This is a genomic window from Microcoleus pseudofavosus SVA1_A4 (assembly GCF_036700565.1).
Lineage (GTDB): Bacteria > Cyanobacteriota > Cyanobacteriia > Cyanobacteriales > Microcoleaceae > Microcoleus.
The window spans coordinates 79,282-98,384 of sequence record NZ_JAUBPE010000012.1 but is presented as its reverse complement, the minus strand read 5'-3'; the positions used below and the strand labels follow the sequence as shown (position 1 = coordinate 98,384).

17 protein-coding genes are annotated in these 19,103 nt (G+C 44.2%); 11 read left to right on the top strand and 6 right to left on the bottom strand.

Annotated features, from left to right (window positions below; translation table 11 throughout):
* The first annotated feature begins 43 nt into the window (after positions 1-43).
* From QUA02_RS07865 to QUA02_RS07830, 8 genes are all read left to right on the top strand, one after another.
* Positions 44-1,105 carry a hypothetical protein gene (locus QUA02_RS07865; RefSeq protein ID WP_333026511.1) on the top strand — a complete coding sequence of 354 codons (1,062 nt, stop codon included), beginning with the start codon at positions 44-46 and terminating at the stop codon, positions 1,103-1,105.
* An 18-nt stretch (positions 1,106-1,123) separates the two neighbouring features.
* Positions 1,124-2,050 (top strand): glycosyltransferase family 2 protein, encoded by a 927-nt coding sequence (locus QUA02_RS07860; RefSeq protein WP_333026510.1) that lies wholly within the window; start codon positions 1,124-1,126, stop codon positions 2,048-2,050.
* Positions 2,051-2,075: 25 nt separating this feature from the next.
* The gene (locus tag QUA02_RS07855; protein WP_333026509.1) at positions 2,076-3,326 is read left to right on the top strand and encodes a glycosyltransferase family 4 protein; all 1,251 of its coding nucleotides are present in this window, start codon (positions 2,076-2,078) and stop codon (positions 3,324-3,326) included.
* 198 nt (positions 3,327-3,524) lie between these two features.
* A complete protein-coding gene (locus QUA02_RS07850; protein WP_333026508.1) occupies positions 3,525-4,523 on the top strand; it encodes a glycosyltransferase family 2 protein in 999 nt (332 codons plus the stop codon).
* 1 nt (position 4,524) lies between these two features.
* A complete protein-coding gene (locus QUA02_RS07845) occupies positions 4,525-5,691 on the top strand; it encodes a glycosyltransferase family 4 protein (RefSeq protein WP_333026505.1) in 1,167 nt (388 codons plus the stop codon).
* 113 nt (positions 5,692-5,804) lie between these two features.
* Complete coding sequence (locus tag QUA02_RS07840; RefSeq protein ID WP_333026503.1) at positions 5,805-7,034, top strand: glycosyltransferase family 4 protein; 1,230 nt, start codon at positions 5,805-5,807, stop codon at positions 7,032-7,034.
* Between the two features lie 59 nt (positions 7,035-7,093).
* Complete coding sequence (locus QUA02_RS07835; RefSeq protein ID WP_333026502.1) at positions 7,094-8,176, top strand: NAD-dependent epimerase/dehydratase family protein; 1,083 nt, start codon at positions 7,094-7,096, stop codon at positions 8,174-8,176.
* Between the two features lie 110 nt (positions 8,177-8,286).
* Positions 8,287-9,093, top strand: coding sequence for a WecB/TagA/CpsF family glycosyltransferase (locus QUA02_RS07830; RefSeq protein ID WP_333026500.1), 807 nt, complete (start codon positions 8,287-8,289; stop codon positions 9,091-9,093).
* Between the two features lie 397 nt (positions 9,094-9,490).
* On the opposite strand, the gene QUA02_RS07825 is transcribed toward QUA02_RS07830, so the two are convergent.
* Complete coding sequence (locus QUA02_RS07825) at positions 9,491-10,429, bottom strand: class I SAM-dependent methyltransferase (protein ID WP_333026498.1); 939 nt, start codon at positions 10,427-10,429, stop codon at positions 9,491-9,493.
* A gap of 108 nt (positions 10,430-10,537) precedes the next feature.
* Between QUA02_RS07825 and QUA02_RS07820 the strand changes: the two genes are divergently transcribed.
* Complete coding sequence (locus tag QUA02_RS07820) at positions 10,538-10,741, top strand: hypothetical protein (RefSeq protein WP_333026496.1); 204 nt, start codon at positions 10,538-10,540, stop codon at positions 10,739-10,741.
* A gap of 164 nt (positions 10,742-10,905) precedes the next feature.
* Here QUA02_RS07820 and QUA02_RS07815 read toward each other — a convergent pair whose 3' ends face one another.
* The 4 genes from QUA02_RS07815 to QUA02_RS07800 all read right to left on the bottom strand — a co-directional run bounded on the left by QUA02_RS07815 (position 10,906) and on the right by QUA02_RS07800 (position 14,127).
* The gene (locus QUA02_RS07815; protein ID WP_333026495.1) at positions 10,906-11,034 is read right to left on the bottom strand and encodes a hypothetical protein; all 129 of its coding nucleotides are present in this window, start codon (positions 11,032-11,034) and stop codon (positions 10,906-10,908) included.
* A gap of 26 nt (positions 11,035-11,060) precedes the next feature.
* On the bottom strand, positions 11,061-12,020 hold the full coding sequence (locus QUA02_RS07810; protein ID WP_333026493.1) for an Npun_F2552 family protein: 960 nt from the start codon (positions 12,018-12,020) through the stop codon (positions 11,061-11,063).
* Positions 12,021-12,202: 182 nt separating this feature from the next.
* The gene (locus QUA02_RS07805) at positions 12,203-12,529 is read right to left on the bottom strand and encodes a hypothetical protein (RefSeq protein ID WP_333026491.1); all 327 of its coding nucleotides are present in this window, start codon (positions 12,527-12,529) and stop codon (positions 12,203-12,205) included.
* Between the two features lie 173 nt (positions 12,530-12,702).
* Complete coding sequence (locus QUA02_RS07800; protein WP_333026490.1) at positions 12,703-14,127, bottom strand: aspartate ammonia-lyase; 1,425 nt, start codon at positions 14,125-14,127, stop codon at positions 12,703-12,705.
* A gap of 308 nt (positions 14,128-14,435) precedes the next feature.
* Here QUA02_RS07800 and QUA02_RS07795 point away from each other — a divergent pair, with 308 nt between their 5' ends.
* Both QUA02_RS07795 and QUA02_RS07790 read left to right on the top strand, forming a co-directional pair.
* A complete protein-coding gene (locus tag QUA02_RS07795; RefSeq protein WP_333026489.1) occupies positions 14,436-16,364 on the top strand; it encodes a hypothetical protein in 1,929 nt (642 codons plus the stop codon).
* A gap of 337 nt (positions 16,365-16,701) precedes the next feature.
* A complete protein-coding gene (locus QUA02_RS07790) occupies positions 16,702-18,387 on the top strand; it encodes a DNA repair helicase XPB (RefSeq protein WP_333026488.1) in 1,686 nt (561 codons plus the stop codon).
* Here the strand turns inward: QUA02_RS07790 and QUA02_RS07785 are convergent, their stop codons facing one another.
* The gene (locus tag QUA02_RS07785) at positions 18,388-19,032 is read right to left on the bottom strand and encodes a peptidase M15 (protein WP_333026487.1); all 645 of its coding nucleotides are present in this window, start codon (positions 19,030-19,032) and stop codon (positions 18,388-18,390) included.
* Positions 19,033-19,103 lie beyond the last annotated feature (71 nt).

The following is a 19,103-nucleotide window of genomic DNA, read 5'->3' as shown; positions in this document are numbered from 1 at the left end:
TTTAATTAACCTCAAACTTTAAAAACAACAGGAGATATACGCCATGAACAACAGCGGTTCTGTTTACATAGTTACTGGAATGTGCTGTGATGAAGAAGGCCAGGAAAGTAAATATCCCCAGGGATCTGATGCTAAATCCTCATCGGAAAAATTTCAATCAGTTTACTGGCGATGTGCGGTGGTATATTTTGCTTCTAGCGTTAAAAATAACCCGGAAGCTGAGCATATCTTATTTACGAATGCCGATCGCATTCCAAATATTGAAAGCTTTAACACCGTTGAGTTTTTCGACAAAATCGGAGTTAAAGTTGTCCAGATTCCATTTACCTATCAGCCACCAATGGAATACTACCCCGCCTTCAGAAGTACGTTTTTTAAGTTTGACATTATTCAATATTTGAAAAATCATTCAGAGTTAAACGATCGCTGTATCGCTTTAGACTCTGACTGCGTGTGGGTAAACTCCGCCGATCGCATAATTGCCGATATTGAAAAACAAGGTTTGGCAACCTACGATTTGTACGAGCCTGAAGATAAAAAAATTAGCGGTTTAAGCAGGCGAGAAATGCAGAAAATTTATGAGGAATTAGGCTATAAAGTAGATGAGCCTCCCAAGTATTTTGGTGCAGAATTTATCGTAGGAAGTGGCAAGCACATTAAAATATTGTCCGACGAAGTAGACTCAATCTGGCAGACTTGCTTGCAAAGATTTGCCGAAGGTAAGACAAAATTTAATACAGAAGAGCAGATGCTCACCTACATTTACAATAAGCTGGGATATGCTCGCAGCAGCGGCAATGCTTACTTTAATCGAGTGTGGACATCGCCGATAATTTATACGGCAACTGAGGCTGATTTAAAAATGGATGTGTGGCATTTACCAGCCGAAAAAGGATACGGGATTAAGCGACTTTTTGCACAAGTTGCTAATCCCCAATCTGATTTTTGGAACTTGCCTGTAGGAGAGCAGTTTACTAAATATGCTGCGGGTTATGTAGGAATACCAAAACGCAATATTTCTAAGACTGTTTTGGATATGTTTGACAATAGGATTTCTGGTCTGAAAAGGAGATTGTCGAAAGTCACAAGTGTTGTCAGCAATTAGCATACTGGAGTTGTGTAAATGTTCGATCGACAATTAAAAACCCCCGTCGCGTTTATTATTTTCAAACGTCCTGAAGAAACTCAGAGAGTATTCGCAGAAATCCGCAAAGTCAAGCCGTATAAATTGTTAGTAGTTGCTGACGGGCCGCGGCCGGACAGACCGGGAGAAGACCGGCAATGCGCTGCTGCTCGCGCTATTATTGAGCAGGTGGATTGGGAATGCGAAGTTTTGCAGAATTATGCCGAGACTAATTTGGGCTGTCGCCAGCGAGTTTCTAGCGGCCTAGATTGGGTGTTTGATACGGTGGAAGAGGCGATTATTATTGAGGATGATTGTTTGCCAGACAGTACATTTTTCTACTTTGCAGAAGAGTTGCTCGAACGCTACCGATACGACGAACGAATTATGTCAATATCTGGACAAAATGTTCAATTTGGAAAGCAGCGAACTGATTATAGCTACTACTTTTCTCGCTACACTCACTGCTGGAGTTGGGCGAGTTGGAGGCGAGCTTGGCAGCATTATGATTTAGATATGAAGTTGTGGCCCGAAGTTCGGGATGGCAATTTTTTGATGGATGTATTGGGAGATGCTCATGCTGCAAAAATCTGGACGAAAACTTGTCAGTTGTGTTACGAAAAAGCTATTGATACTTGGGATTTTCAGTGGACGTTTGCTAGTTTTATTCAAAATGGTTTGAATATTTTGTCTAATGTCAATTTAGCTGCAAATATCGGACACGGAACGGGGGGAACTCATACGGACGACCTCAGCAGTCCTTATAATAATATGCCTGTTGAACCGATCGCCTTTCCTCTGAAACATCCTCCGTTTGTGATTCGGGACGCGCAAGCCGATAACTTCACTCAGGATAGTTTATATGATTACGATCCGAAATTTGTCAAGAAAGTACAGCGAAAAATTCAACAATTTTTGAAAAAGTAAGTAAGCATGAGTTAAGGATGTTTTGATGAAAGTTTTGCTGGTAAGTAATTACGATGTTAAAGGCGGTGCTGCGAGGGCGACTTATCGCCTGCACAAGGGTTTGCAAAGTATCGCGGTAAATTCCCAGATTTTGGCTGGTTATAAGTCTAGTAATGATGAAACTGTGCGGTTGATGCCGACAAAATTCGGAGAAAAGTTTAAGAGTCTCAGACCTAAATTAAATAGATTGCCGTTAAAACTTTATCCAAAACTAGGTCAGGTAATTTTTTCGCCGCAATGGGTTCCTGATTCCTTGGCATCGGAAGTTGCCAAAATTAACCCAGATGTGATTAATTTGCACTGGGTTTGTGAAGGTTATATGCAGATAGAAACCCTCGCCAAGTTTAATAAACCTGTGGTTTGGACGCTGCACGATATGTGGGCGTTTACGGGTGGATGTCACTACAGTGAAAATTGCGATCGCTACATGAATTCTTGCGGTGCTTGTCCGCAACTTCACAGCACTAAAGATACTGATATTTCTCGTTGGATTTGGCAGCGAAAAGCTCAATTTTGGCAAAATTTGGATCTGACTTTGGTGACTCCGAGTCATTGGTTGGCTGAATGTGCGAAATCTAGTTCTTTGTTTGAAAAATATCCAGTTAAAGTAATTGCTAATGGCCTTGATGCTGAAGTCTACAAACCGCTAAACCGCCCGCAGGTGAGAGATAGTTTGAATTTGCCTCAAAATAAACAGTTGGTGTTGTTTGGGGCGATGCAGGGAACGGGCGATCGCTGGAAGGGTTTTCCGTTGCTAGTTCCGGCTTTGCAAAGCCTCAGTAAGTCGGGATGGCAAGATAAAATTGAACTTTTGGTTTTTGGTTCTTCTGAGCCTGAAAGTCCGATCGATGTTGGTTTTAAAATTCATTATTTAGGCAGGTTGGAAGATGAAAATTTAGCAAAAGTTTATGCAGCGGCTGATGTGATGGTTGTACCGTCGCGGTACGAAGCTTTTGGTCAGACGGCATCGGAAGCGCTCGCTTGCGGTACGCCTGTGGTGGCTTTTGATGTGACGGGATTAAAAGATATTGTCGATCGCCAGCAAAATGGCTATTTAGCTCAACCTTATGATAGTGAGGATTTAGCGCGAGGGATTGCTTGGGTGCTAGAAGATTCAGAGCGACACCAAAAGCTTTGTCGCAACGCTCGCTTGAAAGTTGAAGCAAAGTTTACATTAGAAGTGCAAGCTCGCGAGTACAAAAAACTTTATGAAGAAGTTAGGCAAGCTGCTAAGTAGCTCAAACTAACTAAACGTATAACTTGTAAGGTATAAATAATGCCGATTTTTGGGTATTTATTGGTATATTTTCGGAGAGTGCGACGTGTTGATTGCTACAATAACTTCTTAAGAAATTAGAATCGGGGCAAAGCTGGAAAATCAAAAAATAAATGATTGAGTCAATATATTGATAGTTGGGACAAATTGAGTTAATAATTGGATAGGACTCGAAGTCGATCGGCATTGTCGATCGCCAGAGGACAATTTTATACCAATTTTTCACGGACAGCCAAATATTTGATACAGATGGAGCAGATAAGTATAGCAGTCCTGATGACTTGCCATAACCGCAAGTTAAAGACTTTGGCCACTCTAGAGTCGCTGTTTAAGCAAATATTAACAAGGGAAATTGCACTCCATGCTTATCTGGTAGATGACGGCAGCACCGATGGCACAGCCGAAGCAGTACAGCAAACATATCCTCAAGTCAAGATTTTTGCGGGAGATGGTAACTTATTTTGGAATGGAGGAATGCGTGTTGCTTTCAGCGAAGCCATGAAAGACGATCCAGACTACTATCTCTGGCTCAACGACGACACCGTGCTCGATCCAGAAGCTTTAAACATCCTGCTGATAACCAGTAGTGAGCTAATTAAAAAAGGAGAAAAAAAGGCGATCGTCGCCGGCTCTACTCGCGATCCTGAAACCAGTGATTTTACTTACGGCGGCATAGTCAAAATTACACCATTACTTCCCTTTAAATTTCGCTTCCTCGAACCTACAAAAGCAGCTCAGCCTTGTGACAGCATGAATGGTAACTGCGTGTTAATTCCCCGCAGCGTCGTAGAACTTGTTGGTAATCTCGATCCAGCCTTTATTCATTATTTATCAGATTGGGAATACGGGCTGCGGGCCCGACAAAAAGGCTGTACAGTTTGGATAGCTCCGGGCTATCAAGGAACCTGTTCGCCCAATCCGCAGTCAACAAAAATAGCGGCTGCCAATATGAGTGAAGGGTTGCAAAAAATGAACCAACCCAAGGGTTTAGCTTTTAAAGATGCTACCCTTCAACCCTGGGAAGAGTGGAAAGTATTTGCTCAGCGTCACGGTGGTTTATTCTGGCCAATGTATTGGTTGCTACCTTATAGAAGGTTAGTTTGGCTTTCTGTTTTGAGCAAGCTGGGATTAACTAAAAACAAAACCGAAGGTGAATAGGATGGTAGATCGAGGTGATTTGCGCGTCGCTTGGCTGGTTCCAGAAGTAGAATTGGGTGCATATTGGCAGCCAGTATTGAGAGAATTTACAAAAGTATTTAAGAATACTGTGTTTTATACTGGTCGCGTTTGGTCAGGGTTCGATCCGACGCTACCGGGAGCATCAGCAATTCAGTTGGTAGGGGAGACTAAATTTGTCGAGACGGAAAAAATAGAAACAGGGTACGATCGCGGTTTCATCGCAGTGTCGCCTAGTATAATCGGTCACTTGCTTAAATTTAGACCTCAAGTAGTTTTTCCTCAAGCTTTTTCTTTGTGGACTGTCTTGGTTATCCTGCTCAAACCGCTTTGTCAATGGCGAGTCGCGATTATTTATGATGGCAGTTCCCCGAACACAGATTTTCGAGATTCGAGTTTTCGGACATACGCAAGACGCATTCTAGCTAAGTTTGCCGATGCTTTTGTTTCTAACAGCCAAGCAGGGAAAAGATATTTGGTGGAAGTTCTCAATGCACCGGAAGATAAAGTTTTTACTAGAACTTATTTAGTTCCAGATGCCGAAACGCTGCTGAAACCTTTGGCAACAACAAAGCCGCTAAATTTAGATATCAAACGGCCAATTTTTTTATATGTGGGAAGGATCACAGCTAGAAAAGGAATTAAGACACTGTTAGAAGCTTGTGCCATGCTCAAAAAGCAGGGATATTCTGATTATACTTTATTAATTGTTGGCAAGGGCGACCAGCGAGATGAGTTGGAAGCTTTTATTAAAGAGCAAGATTTCCCCGAGCAAGTAAACTGGGTGGGATGGGTTGATTACGGAAGTTTGGGAGGTTATTTTCAGCAAGCTGATATTTTTGTATTTCCTACTTTTGAGGATGTTTGGGGAATGGTTGTACCGGAAGCGATGGTGTTTGGGAAACCGGTATTGTGTTCTAACGGTGCAGCTTCCTGCGAGTTAATCGCGGAAGGGGAAAACGGTTATATTTTCGATCCTACCAATGCTAAGGAGTTGTCAGAAAAAATGCGGATTTTTATAGATAGTCCTGATTTGATAGAATCGATGGGAAAGAGTTCGCGACAGCTAATTTCTCAAAAAAGTCCTGAAACAGCAGCCAAAGCTTATATCGAAGTTACATCTTTTTTGATGAAGTCAGTTGACAGTTGACGGTTGACAGTTGTTATTAGTTACTGGTTATTCGTTATTTTTTACCAATAATTTTCCATATTTTACCTCCAAAGCCCGATGCCCGATGCCCGATTACCAATTACCAATTAACAATGAAAGTTTTATTATCTGCCTTTGCTTGCGAACCAAATCTCGGCTCTGAAGAGGGAGTAGGATGGAATACTGTTATCCAATCTGCTAAACATCACGAAAGTTGGGTGTTTACTCGCACGTTTTGTCGATCGTACATTGAAGCAGAACTAGAACGCAATCCGATGCCCAATCTGCACTTTGTTTATTTCGATCCGTTTGGGTGGAGCGAAGATTGGAAGGGAAAACAGGGATTGCTGCAACTTCACTACTATTTGTGGCAAATCTGGGCTTATTTTATCGCTCGAAAGCTCGATCGTGAAATCGGTTTTGACATAGTACACCACGTAACTTATGTCAAACATTGGTCTCCAAGTTTCCTGGCGCTGTTGCCGCATCCTTTTATTTGGGGGCCTGTGGGGGGTGCAGAAGCAGCACCAAAGCCTTTTTGGCAAGATTTTAGCCGCCGGGGCAAAATTTACGAAACGCTGCGAGCATTGGCTCAAAGCGTAGGAGAACGCGATCCGTTTGTAGGGCTGACGGCGCGCCGGAGTGTCGTGGCGCTGGCAACTACGGAAGAAACCGCAGCCAGACTGCGATTTCTCAAAGCAAAAAATGTGAAAATTTTCTCGCAAGTCGGTTTGTCGCAGCAGGAAATTCAGGAACTAGAGAAATTTCCAACTCCGCCGGAGCAACCAGTTAGATTCATCAGCGTCGGTCGTCTCTTACACTGGAAAGGGGTGCACTTGGGACTCCGTGCATTTGCGGAGGCGAAGGTAGAACAATCGGAATACTGGATTGTGGGAGATGGCCCGGAACGGCAGCGTTTAGAAGCTTTGGTGACAGAATTGGGACTGGTAAATCAAGTATATTTTTGGGGGGCTTTACCCCGGGATCAAACTCTCTCTAAAATGGCCGAATCTCACGTTCTCCTCCATCCCAGTTTGCACGATTCTGGTGGGTTTGTCTGCACGGAAATGATGGGGGTTGGCCGTCCGACGATTTGTTTGGATTTGGGTGGGCCGGCTACTCAAGTGACTGCTGAAACCGGTATTAAAGTGACCGCTACTGACCCCGATCGCGCAGTGCAAGGTCTAGCAGAAGCTATAGTGTGTTTAGCGAACGATCGTGAATTGCGATCGCGCTTGGGTCGAGCGGGTCAAAAGCGCGTCAGGGAAATCTATGATTGGAATATAAAAGGTAAATTCTTTGCCGAATTGTGCCAAGATGTATTCGAGGGGAAATCAGGATAACTTCTGATTTATTCGATCTCGCAAAACAAAGAAAACTCTATTTTTTCAGGCGGTGAAACGTGAGCGTTGCAATCATTACTGGATCGGCGGGTTTAATTGGCTCGGAGGCGTGTAAATTCTTTGCTAACCAGGGATTTGACGTGGTAGGAATTGACAATGATATGCGCCGCGTTTTTTTCGGCGACGAAGCATCTACCACTTGGAATAGGCAGCGGCTCGAACATTCCTTAAAAGACAAATATCACCATGTAGAAGTAGATATCCGGGATTGTGAAGCAATTGCCAAGGTTTTTAAGCAGTATGGTTCCGATATTAAGTTAGTAATTCATACCGCAGCTCAGCCCTCTCACGATTGGGCAGCGCGGGAGCCTATCACAGATTTTACTGTTAATGCCAACGGGACTCTCAATCTTTTAGAATCTACCAGGCAATATGCAATAGAAGCTCCGTTTATTTTTACTTCAACTAACAAAGTTTACGGCGATACCCCTAACCGTTTGCCCCTGGTAGAATTGGAACATCGCTGGGAAATTGATCCTAACCATACCTACGCAGGGGGTATCCGAGAGGATATGTCAATTGATCAGACGCTACACAGTTTATTTGGTGCTTCTAAAGTAGCGGCAGACGTTTTAGTGCAGGAATATGGGCGCTATTTTAATATGAAGACTGCCTGTTTTCGTGGCGGATGTCTCACGGGACCCAATCACTCTGGTACTCAATTGCATGGGTTTTTAGCTTATTTAATGAAGTGTGCCGCAATGGGGAATGCTTACACCGTGTTTGGCTACAAAGGAAAGCAAGTCCGCGATAACATTCACAGTGCTGATTTAATTGCGGCATTTTATGAATTTTATAAAGCTCCCAGAAGCGGCGAAGTTTATAATACAGGAGGAGGCAGATACAGCAACTGTTCGATGGTAGAAGCCATTCAGATGTCGGAGGAAATTGCCGAACGCAAATTCAATTGGACTTATGCTGAAGGGAATCGCATGGGCGATCACATTTGGTGGATTAGCGACAATTCAAAATTCGCCAGTCACTATCCAGAATGGAAAATGAAATATAACGTTAAACAAATCCTACAGGAAATTTATGAATGTAACCGCGAGCGTTGGCTGAAAGAGCAGTCGAATGATTGAGCGAAAAAGAATGTGCTGGCAATTTTGGTAAATGATTGAATACAACGTTAAACAAATCCTACAGGAGATTTATGAGTGTAACGGCGAGCGTTGGCGTAAAGAGGTGTTCCATGATTGATAAAGGGAAAAAGAATGTACTCGGCATATTAGTAAATGCCGTTAATTATGAAGCGGCTGTCAGCAAAATTATTGCCGCAGCCAGCGCCGGAAGACCAATTTCAGTTTCGGCTCTAGCGGTTCACGGGGTAATGACTGGGGTTCTTGACAGCACTCACCGCTATCGGCTCAATCACATTGACTTAGTATTGCCAGACGGACAGCCGGTCAGGTGGGCGTTAAATTTGCTCTACAATACGGAATTGCCCGATCGAGTTTGCGGACCGAATGCGATGTTGCAAATCTGCGAACGCGCGGCAGAAGAAGGATTATCTATCTATTTGTACGGCTCTAAAGCTTCTGTACTGGAGGCTTTATCTCGCAATCTCTGCCAGCGTTTTCCCAAGTTAATTATTGCGGGAACTCAGCCTTCTAAATTTAGGCAGGTTTCGCCAGCAGAGAAACAAGAAATTGCGCAGCAAATTCGCGATAGCGGTGCAGCAATTACTTTTGTCGGTTTGGGCTGTCCGCGACAAGAAGTCTGGGCTTACGAATACCGGGACGACTTATCAATGCCGCTGATTGCTGTAGGTGCTGCTTACGATTTTCATGCGGGTAATTTGGCTAAATCTCCTGAGTTTTTATCTAAGATAGGTTTGGAATGGCTGTTTCGGTTGATTAAAGAACCAAGGCGGCTCTGGCAGCGGTATGTTTTGTTGAATCCGCTTTATATCTGGCTGTTTTTGCTGCAAGCTTTGAAAATCAAAGAGTTCGACCCCAAAGACGCGACGCCACCTGTGGAAGAAGTATTGTATGGTTGAAATTTCCTTTCTCTGTTGTTAATTGTCACTTCTCACAAATAAAAAGCTAAAAGCCAAAAGTAGAAATAATAATTAATTATTTTAACTTGAGACTTTAAGCTTATGACGATCTAAATCAAGAATTAATGGGTTGTTTTCTGTAATTTCTGTTTTGCTTGTTTTGTAACTTACTGTCTAGGTAACTGAGGAACTGGCAGCCGTCCTTGTTGTATCATTTGGAGGACTTTGGTTCGACAGCCGGCGCAGTCGCAGCCTAAAGTTATGGAATGATAGCAGTGCGAGCGTCTCCCAGAGCGATCTGTAGCCGTTCGCTATGGACGACGCGAGCGCGCTCATAATTCCGATGCTACCGGACTTGATATAAAACCAAAAGTTTATTGCCCTTACCTCGCTCTTGCTATGGCTTTTGTGCCACAATCCGGATCGAATCGTACTTGTTTTCATCAGCCGCAAAAATTGTTTTCAGCAGTAAGTTCCAAGCTTGAGCTTTACTGTTTTCTTTGGGCTTTACCATCTGATGAGATTCCATTGAATCGAACACACTAAAAATTTTTATTTCATCATCGATCCAACTGTTGGCGAATTGGCGATAGTAGCCATTAAATTCGGTAGAAATTATCTCAAATCCCACTTTTTCACAGATAGCGCGGAAGCTCTGCGGTGTGAAGAAATACAAATGCCTTGGTACATCTAGATGCATCCATGCAATCCCTGATGACTTCAGCCCAATACAAGAGTTATTTGGTACTTCCATCACCAATTTGCCGCCATCCACGAGCAACTGCATGGCATTGCGGAGTGCCAGTAAAGGATCTCTGGTATGTTCGAGTACGTGGTTCATCACAATCATGTCGTACTGTCTGGACATGACTTCGGGGGGCAAAGATTCAGCAGTACCATAAAATACATCAAGACCTCGCTGCTCGGCCAAAACCAAAGCTTGTCGATCGGGTTCTACGCCCCAGACTTTGTGACCATCTGCTTGGAGTTCTTCCAGCAGGTGGCCGTTGGCGCAACCGATTTCTAATATCGAGTAGGAAGAAGTCCCGAAGTGTTGTTTCCACCATTGAGTTGTGACATCTACTCCGCGATCGAAACGCCAAGCTAGATGCGTGCGCAATTTATCGAAGAAGGAAATAGAAGAGGAAGAGTCGGAACCTGTAGAGTCTGCATGATGAGTATAATAATCGTCGATATCGTAGAAGCTGGCGATTTTGTTGAGTTCGGGTAAAGGATGAAGGCATCCAAGTTGTGACTTTTCGCACCAGTACAATTGAAATGATTCTTGGTGTGTAGGTCTGCGCCAATCACCGGGTATGAATAGCCACGGTTTCATACTCTGGCCCGATATAGGACAGACGGCGGTAGCACTTAAGCAATTTTGACTTTGCATTGGAGTTTTCATTATTTAGGTACTTGACGTACTAATAACCACTCGTGTTGGATGTCAAATCCAGAAATAAATTATGTGCCATTAACAATTGCGGAATCCGAAATACAGCAGATGACTGCCAAAAAAATATTAGGTTTCGGAAACACGATTGCTGCGGCGTGGTTTTCAGCCTACATCGAATTTAAGCTAACGCATTTAACTTGCTTTGTCACCTTTGATAAAAAACTTCACATTCCGCGATCGGGCTGTGAGTAAGTTTTCATATATTTACGAATTCAGCAATAATTCAAGTATAAATTAAGTTATAAAACTGGGTAGCGATGTAGGCTGCGATCGAGACCAATAGAAACTTTCTTGCATTTGTACCTAAATAATATTGCTGAAATCTTTGGCGAAAGCGAAGTATAAAATTTGCGATTTCATATATCGGTGGAGGCAAATGTTGCGCCCGCTACTGTTCCTGCATCTAAAAATTTAGCTTCCAGTTGAGTTGGGAAGCCAAACTTTTCTTTAATCTTCAGCACAAGAGGTGATTGACAAGCGCGCATTTTTATGAAGTTGTCGCGAATGCCTCCTATCGATCGGCGTAAGCCCCCATCCGTTCTTTGATAAACCGGATATAAAAATGCCTGAAAGTAGACTTAATCACCCGAGGCATACCAAAGTCGATCGGCATCATACTTTCCGGTAACTTCCAATCCAAAACCTTGAGAGTTTCCGGCTGCAAAAGCGGAAAATCAATCGCCTCTAAATTCGAGCAAAGTCCCAATCTCATCGCCGCAGCTACAGTCGGAACCGCCACCGGATCGACATTAATAATTTCAACTAAAGTTCTGTCCAAAGCAAAGACATCATCAGACGCGCCCAAAATTCCCAAAAACTTAGGTTCGCCGCCGCTTGGCCCGTTACCTTCGTGACCGATAATTCCATCCAAAATCGTCAAATTTGGGTTAATTGCACGGGCAGTTTCTACTAGCATTTCACCGAATCTGGCGCTATCTTTCCCGGCTTCCATGTGCCACCAAGCCTTCATTTTTCCGGGTACGCAGCCGAACAAATTTTTCACGCCCATTGTCACCGTTAATTGAACGTGAGATTTGAGTTTTGGCAAATTAATCACTACATCCGCTTCCATTGCTTCTTTGCAAATTCGGAGATGATTGAAATCTTCGCTGACAGTTTCGTAGCGTTTTCCTTGAAACTCCACTACTGGCAAATTCAGTTCTTCCAACAGCGGCAAATAACCGTTGGCTTTGGCTACACCCATCGCGCTGCCAAAAGCTGGACTATCGCCTAAAAATGGTTTCCCTCCCGCTTCAATGACCATTTTAGCCACGCAGTAAACCAATTCCGGGCGGGTGACGCATTCTTTTGTAGGGCGAGAACCTGTGAGGAGATTGGGTTTGAGTAAAACCCGATCGCCCGATTTCACAAAAGCCGAGATTCCGCCCCAGGGTGCGAGCAAACTTTCTAAAGATGCTTGCAAAATTTGGCGATCGTATGAATTAGCACGAATTAAACTAACAGCAGACATAATTTTTAATTATTTTCTAATGGGAATATGGCATTAGGAATAGGGAATTAGGAATAGGGGATTTTTCCCGGAACTTACGTACAACTTCTATATGTAGGGTGCGCACTGCGCACCTTACCGCTTGTCAACTATTACTAATCACCGATTACCAATTACCGATTACCGCTAACTAGCAACTCGGTTTAACTATCCATCGGCAATCTACCAGCAGCAGCCCGCTGCATGGTACTAACTCGCAGCGAGTTAGAAAATACTCCTTGACCTTGCAGTTCAGGGATAGCAGGTTTAACTTCAACTTTCACCAACCGGGCAGTGCAGATAAAAACCGTTTGATCGACTAAATGAAAAGTCAACCAAGGTTGATTTAACAAATGCAGCACTTCCTCTTGAAATTCTTGTGCAGGCATCGGGATAGTAAAGGTTTCCGTGTGACCTTCCACATAATGAAATGTCACTTGAGTTGTGTTCTCTTTATCTTGAGTTAATTTGCCAAAAGAACCGGCGCGCATAAATCTTGCTCCAAAATTTTAGACGATAAAACCATTCAGAATTAAAGGTAAAAAAATTGAATTCTGAATTCTTTAACTTTAACCTGTGACAGCGAGAAGGCAGAACTCAGAAGGCAGAAGGCAGAATTAGATCGAGTTCAGCCTTCTACTTTCTACTTGATACCTGCGAGATCCTAAACGTTAGCAGAAGATGCCGGCATCGCACTCATTTTCTCTAAATCTAGAACTTTTGCCAAGTCTTCTGCACTCATTAAACCCCTTTCTAACACAATTTGCCGCAAAGATTTGCCCGTTTCTAGAGATTCTTTAGCGACAGCGGCGGCGTTGAGATAGCCGATGTGAGTGTTGAGGGCGGTAACAAGGGCGAGACTGCCTTCTGCGTAAGCGAGACACCGATCGCCCTTAGCTTCTATTTTTTCGAGGCATTTGGTGCTCAGGGCGCTGATGGTATTGCCTAAAATTTCGATGCTGTGAATGAGATTGTAGGCGATTAGGGGCATCATCACGTTCAATTCTAATTGTCCTGCTTGGGCTGCAAGGGCGATCGCGCTATCGTAACCCATAACTTGAAAACAAACCATCGATGTCATTTCTGCCATCACAGGATTGTATTTTCCCGGCATAATTGACGAACCCGGTTGCACAGGAGGCAGTTGAATTTCTTTCAAACCCGTTTTCGGCCCGGAGTCCATCAAACGCAAGTCGTGGGACATTTTAACGCAATCTTGAGCCAGATTTCGCAGTGAACCAGACACATTTACAAACGGTGCCATACTCTGCATAGCAGCCATTAAATTTGGTGCTGGCTTCAGAGGTTTTTCGATCAATTTCGAGAGAATTTGAGCAACTTTTTCACAGTATTCAGGATGAGTATTTAAGCCAGTTCCCACCGCACTACCGCCCAATCCCAAGGATGTCAAATCCCCCGATGCAGTTTCAATGCGGATGCGATGTTCTCTGAGAATTTGCGCCCAAGCGCGGAAGGTTTCGCCGAGTCGAACCGGCACGGCATCTTGCATATGAGTGCGACCGGATTTAACAATATCTTGGAATTCTTCGGCTTTGTTGTCAAGGGCTGCGATCGCCTGCGACAAAGCCGGCAACAGCGTTTTTTCTAATGCCAAAAGTCCGCCGATCCGAATCGCAGTCGGAATCACATCATTTGTCGATTGCCCGTAGTTTACATGATCGTTAGGACTGACGCGCTTGTAGTTGCCTTTTTCATCGCCCATAATTTCCAAAGCGCGATTGGAAAGAACTTCATTAACGTTCATGTGGTGAGAAGTTCCGGCGCCGGCTTGGTAGACATCAACTACAAATTGATCGCGCAATTTGCCAGCTAGGATTTCATCGGCTGCTTGGACAATTGCTTGACTGATGTCTTGGGGAATGCAGCCGAGTTCGCCGTTGGCGATCGCGGTGGCTTTCTTAATTAAAACACAAGCATCGACGTAAGTTGATAAAGGCTTAATGCCGCTAATCGGGAAATTTTCAACTGCGCGCAGGGTTTGGATGCCATAATAGACATTAGATGGAATTTGTTTGTCTCCCATCGAATCGCTTTCGATGCGGTAGGTAATTGTTGGTTGTTCGCTCATCTTGCCTGGTTGGTGATGGTTGGTAATTCGCAATTTTTTTAACACTATTGATTGCTATTGCTGTACCGACCTTGCGGGAACAGTAAAGCACGAGTCACAATTGTAAATAATTATCTCACACTCCGAGTTAAATCTCAAAGCTGAAATCTTAAATTAAGATTATTTCCCTAAAATTGTGCAAAAATAGTTTTGTAATTCCGAGTTTTTCAGATCGCCTACTTATGTACTTTATTAGATAAAATTTGCGTGTTTAACAATAAATATTAAACCAGACTTCGGAATTTTGTTACAAAAATTCAAGTTATAAATTGCGGAAAGTTGTTATATTTGGTAGCACAAACAATTTAGCAGCAGGCGAATTGCCAAAAATTATGCCGCGTTACCAAACCCTAGATGATCTTACTACCCTCGAACAGGCACTCGAAGGAATAATTGTTGAAGATTTAAAAAAGCTGAATGCACTGCTGTCGGGCGATCGTAAATTAACCCGCAAAGCTGACCTGGTTGCTGGGATTAAAGAGCAAATGCAGGGACAAAAACTCAAGCAAGTTTGGGCGCAATTAGACGACCTGCAAAAAGCGGCCGTAGCAGAAGTCATACATGGGTCAGGTGGTGGCTATGATGCCGATGTATTTATGGCGAAGTACGGACAACAACCAAACTGGGGAATGAGCGATCGCTATGGATACAACCGAGAACCATCCATACTATGCTTGTTCTTCTACGGCACTGCGATACCCTACGATCTTGAAGAAAAATTGCTGAAGTTTGTGCCAAAACCTCAAGCAACTTCCTTAAATCTGGTTGGCGATGTACTGCCAGATAATTTTATAATTCGTGTAGAAAAACATAACTTTCGTACATCTCAAAGAGAGATATCCGAGTACGAACTTCCTTTGACAATTTGTGAAATGGAACGGGCAGCCCCAAAGGATTTGGAAGCAGTTTTGCGTCTGATTCAGTCGGGCAAAGTTGCCGTTAGCGAGAAAACCGCATTACCTGGTGCCGCAACTCTGAAAGCGATCGCCGCCGTATTGCAAGGGGGTGATTTTTATAACGACGAACAGCGCCAAGCTACCTTGGAAAAGGGCGATATATTCTACGAGGTTGGTAACATCAAATCCTTTGCTTGGGCCGCGATCGCCCAAGCGAGCAAATTCGCCGAACAATCGGGCAAAAAGCTAGTTTTGACCAAAGCGGGACAGAAAGCTTTGCAAGAATCACCTGCCAAAGGATTACAGACAGCATGGAAGCGCTGGTTAAAAACAAACACTTTTGATGAATTTCGCCGCATTGATGCCATTAAAGGACAAACAGGCAAGGGCGCGCGCGGCATGACAGCGGTGGCCGGGCGGAGAGAGGCGATCGCCTCAAGGCTAGCAGAATGTCCTGTCGGTAAATGGATTCTGTTTAGCGAATTTAGCAAGTATATGTTGGCAACGGGCAATCGGTTTGAAGTAACGCGCGATCCCGACAATCTCTATATTTCTGAATTTGGGTATGGTAACTTAGGATATTCCGGCAGTCACGATTGGCATATTCTGCAAGAAAGATATATGCGCTGCCTGTTGTTTGAGTATGTTGCTACCCTGGGAATAATTGATGTTGCCTATGCCGATCCGTCCCTCGTACCCAGCGATTTTGACGATCTTTGGGGAACGGACGATTTGAGATTTCTCAGCCGCTACGACGGTTTAATTTCTTTTCGCCTGACAGCTTTGGGGGCTTACTGTTTGGGATTGACTGACAATTACACCCCGCCAGCAATTGAGTTCCGTCAAACACTCCGCGTACTGCCCAATTTAGATATTGTTGTAGCAGGAGAAGGCTTCGCGATATCAGATGCGATCGTCCTCGATCTCTATGCTAAAAAAGTTTCAGATGTCGTCTGGCAACTCGATCGACAAAAGCTATTTACCGCCATTGAAGCCGGATACCCGCTAGCAGAATTTAAAGAAGTTTTAGAGACAAGAAGTATCGAACCGCTACCCGAAACCGTACAGCAATTTCTGACGGATATTACAGAACGAGCGAATAGTTTGCAAGATGCAGGAACTGTCAAGTTAATCGAATGTAAAAACGCCCATTTAGCATTGTTGATTGCCAATGATTCCCGTACCAAAAAATTCTGTCAGCTAGCGGGCGATCGCACTTTGGCAGTTCCATTATCCCAGGAAACTAAGTTTCGCAACGCCCTGCGGCAGATCGGCTACGTCTTACCCCAGCGGGATAAATAATACACCTGATACTATTAGTGTCAAAAATCACCCGAAAACCTTTTTATCTTTCGTTTATAGCTGAGTCCAGATCCCCCTAAATCCCCCTTAAAAAGGGGGACTTTGAGTATTTGTAGGGTGCGTCGCTGGCGATAAATCCTAAAAAAAGATCGACAATCTCAATCGCGACGCACCTTATAACATGGACTGGAGCAAATCAACCAAACTTTTCTGTTCTAACAAACTTATTCCGTCTTCCTTCTTCCTTCTTCCCTCTTCCGTCTTCCTTTTTCCCTCTTCCGTCTTCCGTCTTCCTTCTTCCTTCTTCCTTCTTCCTTCTTCCTTCTTCCTTCTTACTATGAATTATGTTCCCGAAAATGCTTTGATCGTGCAAAGCGATCGATCGATCTTACTAGAAGTTCACGCCCCCACAGCACAACAGGCGCGAGAAGCGATCGCCCCCTTTGCCGAATTAATCAAAAGTCCCGAACACATCCACACCTATCGCATCACGCCCCTCAGCGTGTGGAATGCACGGGCGGCGGGAATGCCAGTTGAAGACGCGATCGCAGCTTTGCGAAAGTATGCCAAATATGACATTCCTGAATCGGTAGCGCAGGAAATCGAACTGCTTGGTACGCGCTACGGATTGACGGTAATTGAAAGGATTGATGCGGAAAATCCCGATTTACAACTGCGGATTGCCGATCGCCCGCTGACGGAGTTGCTAGTGCGGGACGATCGCGTAAAACCGCTGTTAGGTAAGCGGATTTCGGATCTTTGCTTTCAAGTCGATGCCGGGAATCGCGGCGTACTCAAGCAAGCTTTACTAGCGGTGGGCTATCCGGCAGAAGATTTGGCTGGATATGTCGAAGGTGCCGAGTTAGCAATTGCGTTGCGCGATCGTACTTTAGCGGACTTGCCCTTTAAGTTGCGTGCTTATCAACTAGAAGCAGCAGAGGCATTCTATCAGGACGGGGAGGTAAAAGGTGGAAGTGGCACGATCGTCCTACCGTGCGGGGCTGGTAAAACCATAGTCGGGATGTTAGCGATGAGTTTGGTAAAGCAAAAGACACTCATCCTCACCAGCAGTTTGACTTCGGTGCACCAGTGGCGCAGGGAAATATTAGACAAGACGAGTTTAACTGAAGATGCGATCGCTGAGTACAGCAGTGTCACCAAACAGACGGCTGCTGTCACCCTATCGACTTACCAAATGCTAAGTTATCGATCGAATAAAGATGATGAATTCCCGCATTTCGAGTTGTTTAATGCGGAATCGTGGGGACTGATTATTTATGATGAAGTCCATCTATTACCTGCACCGATATTTCGGATCACCGCTGAATTACAAGCACGACGCAGGTTAGGTTTAACTGCGACATTGATTCGCGAAGACGGGAAAGAAGGCGATGTATTCACGTTGATTGGGCCCAAACGCTATGACGTACCTTGGCGCGAATTGGAAGGACAGGGATTTATTGCCACTGCGAATTGTACGGAAATCCGCGTCGCCCAAAATGAGGCGGAAAAAATGGAATATGCCCTAGCGCCCCGCCGCAGCCAGTTTCGCATTGCTGCTGAAAATCCGGGTAAGTTGGATGTGGTGCAAAGTTTGTTGCAAAAGGAAGCGGGACATCGTATTTTAATTATTGGTGAGTATCTCGAACAGTTGGATGCGATCGCCAAAATTACCGAATTGCCTCTGATTACGGGGAAGACAAAACAGGCAGATCGCGATCGGCTGTACGAAGCATTCCGTCACAAAGAGATTCCCGGATTAATTCTATCTCGCGTGGGCAACTTTGCCGTCGATTTACCCGATGCCGATGTGTTGATTCAGGTATCAGGAAAGTATGGTTCTCGCCAAGAAGAAGCGCAGCGCCTCGGACGAATTCTCCGCCCCAAACCAGACGGACACAATGCCAGCTTTTATACATTAGTCTCGCTACAAACTTGCGAGGAAGATTTTGCCCGACACCGCCAACTATTCCTCACCGAACAGGGCTACAACTATCGCATAGAAGTTCAAAAAGATGTTTAGTCAGCGATCGATAAATTCTTGGTAAAACTGCTCGTGCAAACCTAAGAAATTATCCATCCCCTCCTTTGTCAGATACCCGCTCTTCTTACCAGTGTGCGGGTTTTCTACATAGCTATAAATTACTTTTGAAACATTAGGATTCTCGCGCCAACTAATGTTGAACGCTGCATACTTTGGGAAAAAGGTCATTTCTGCATAAGCATCTATGTGGTCATGTATCCACCATGCCAATGCTGTCCAATCTTGAGTGCGTTCGTAGTAAGGGATGAATGATGTAACAATAATACATACTGTTGCTCCCATATACCCCTCTGAATCTTTTACGTCCCAGATATGTTCTGCATAGTTGGCCTCATTACTGGCACAGTTGTACTGATTTTTATTCTCTGCTCCTTTGGCGTTCACCGCACAAGAACGATAGGCTGAACGGATACTAATCCGACCAAGGGCATCTTGAATTGGTTCAAGCACCCTCTCACACAAATTCTTTCCTGCTGCGATCGCCAAGTCAGGATCGCTAGGAATGTTAGGGATACCTTCAATTTGAGAGATTTCTGAATAAAGAAACTCACGCATGAAAAAACTCTTAGAGAGTTGAACCCGTCCTAGGTCTTCCAAAGCTTTAACAGTTTGTGGCTTTCTCATAGAATGAACTAAAGCAATTAGAGGTGAATAGCTTAATATTAAACACTGGCAGATAATTTAGAAGCATTGTT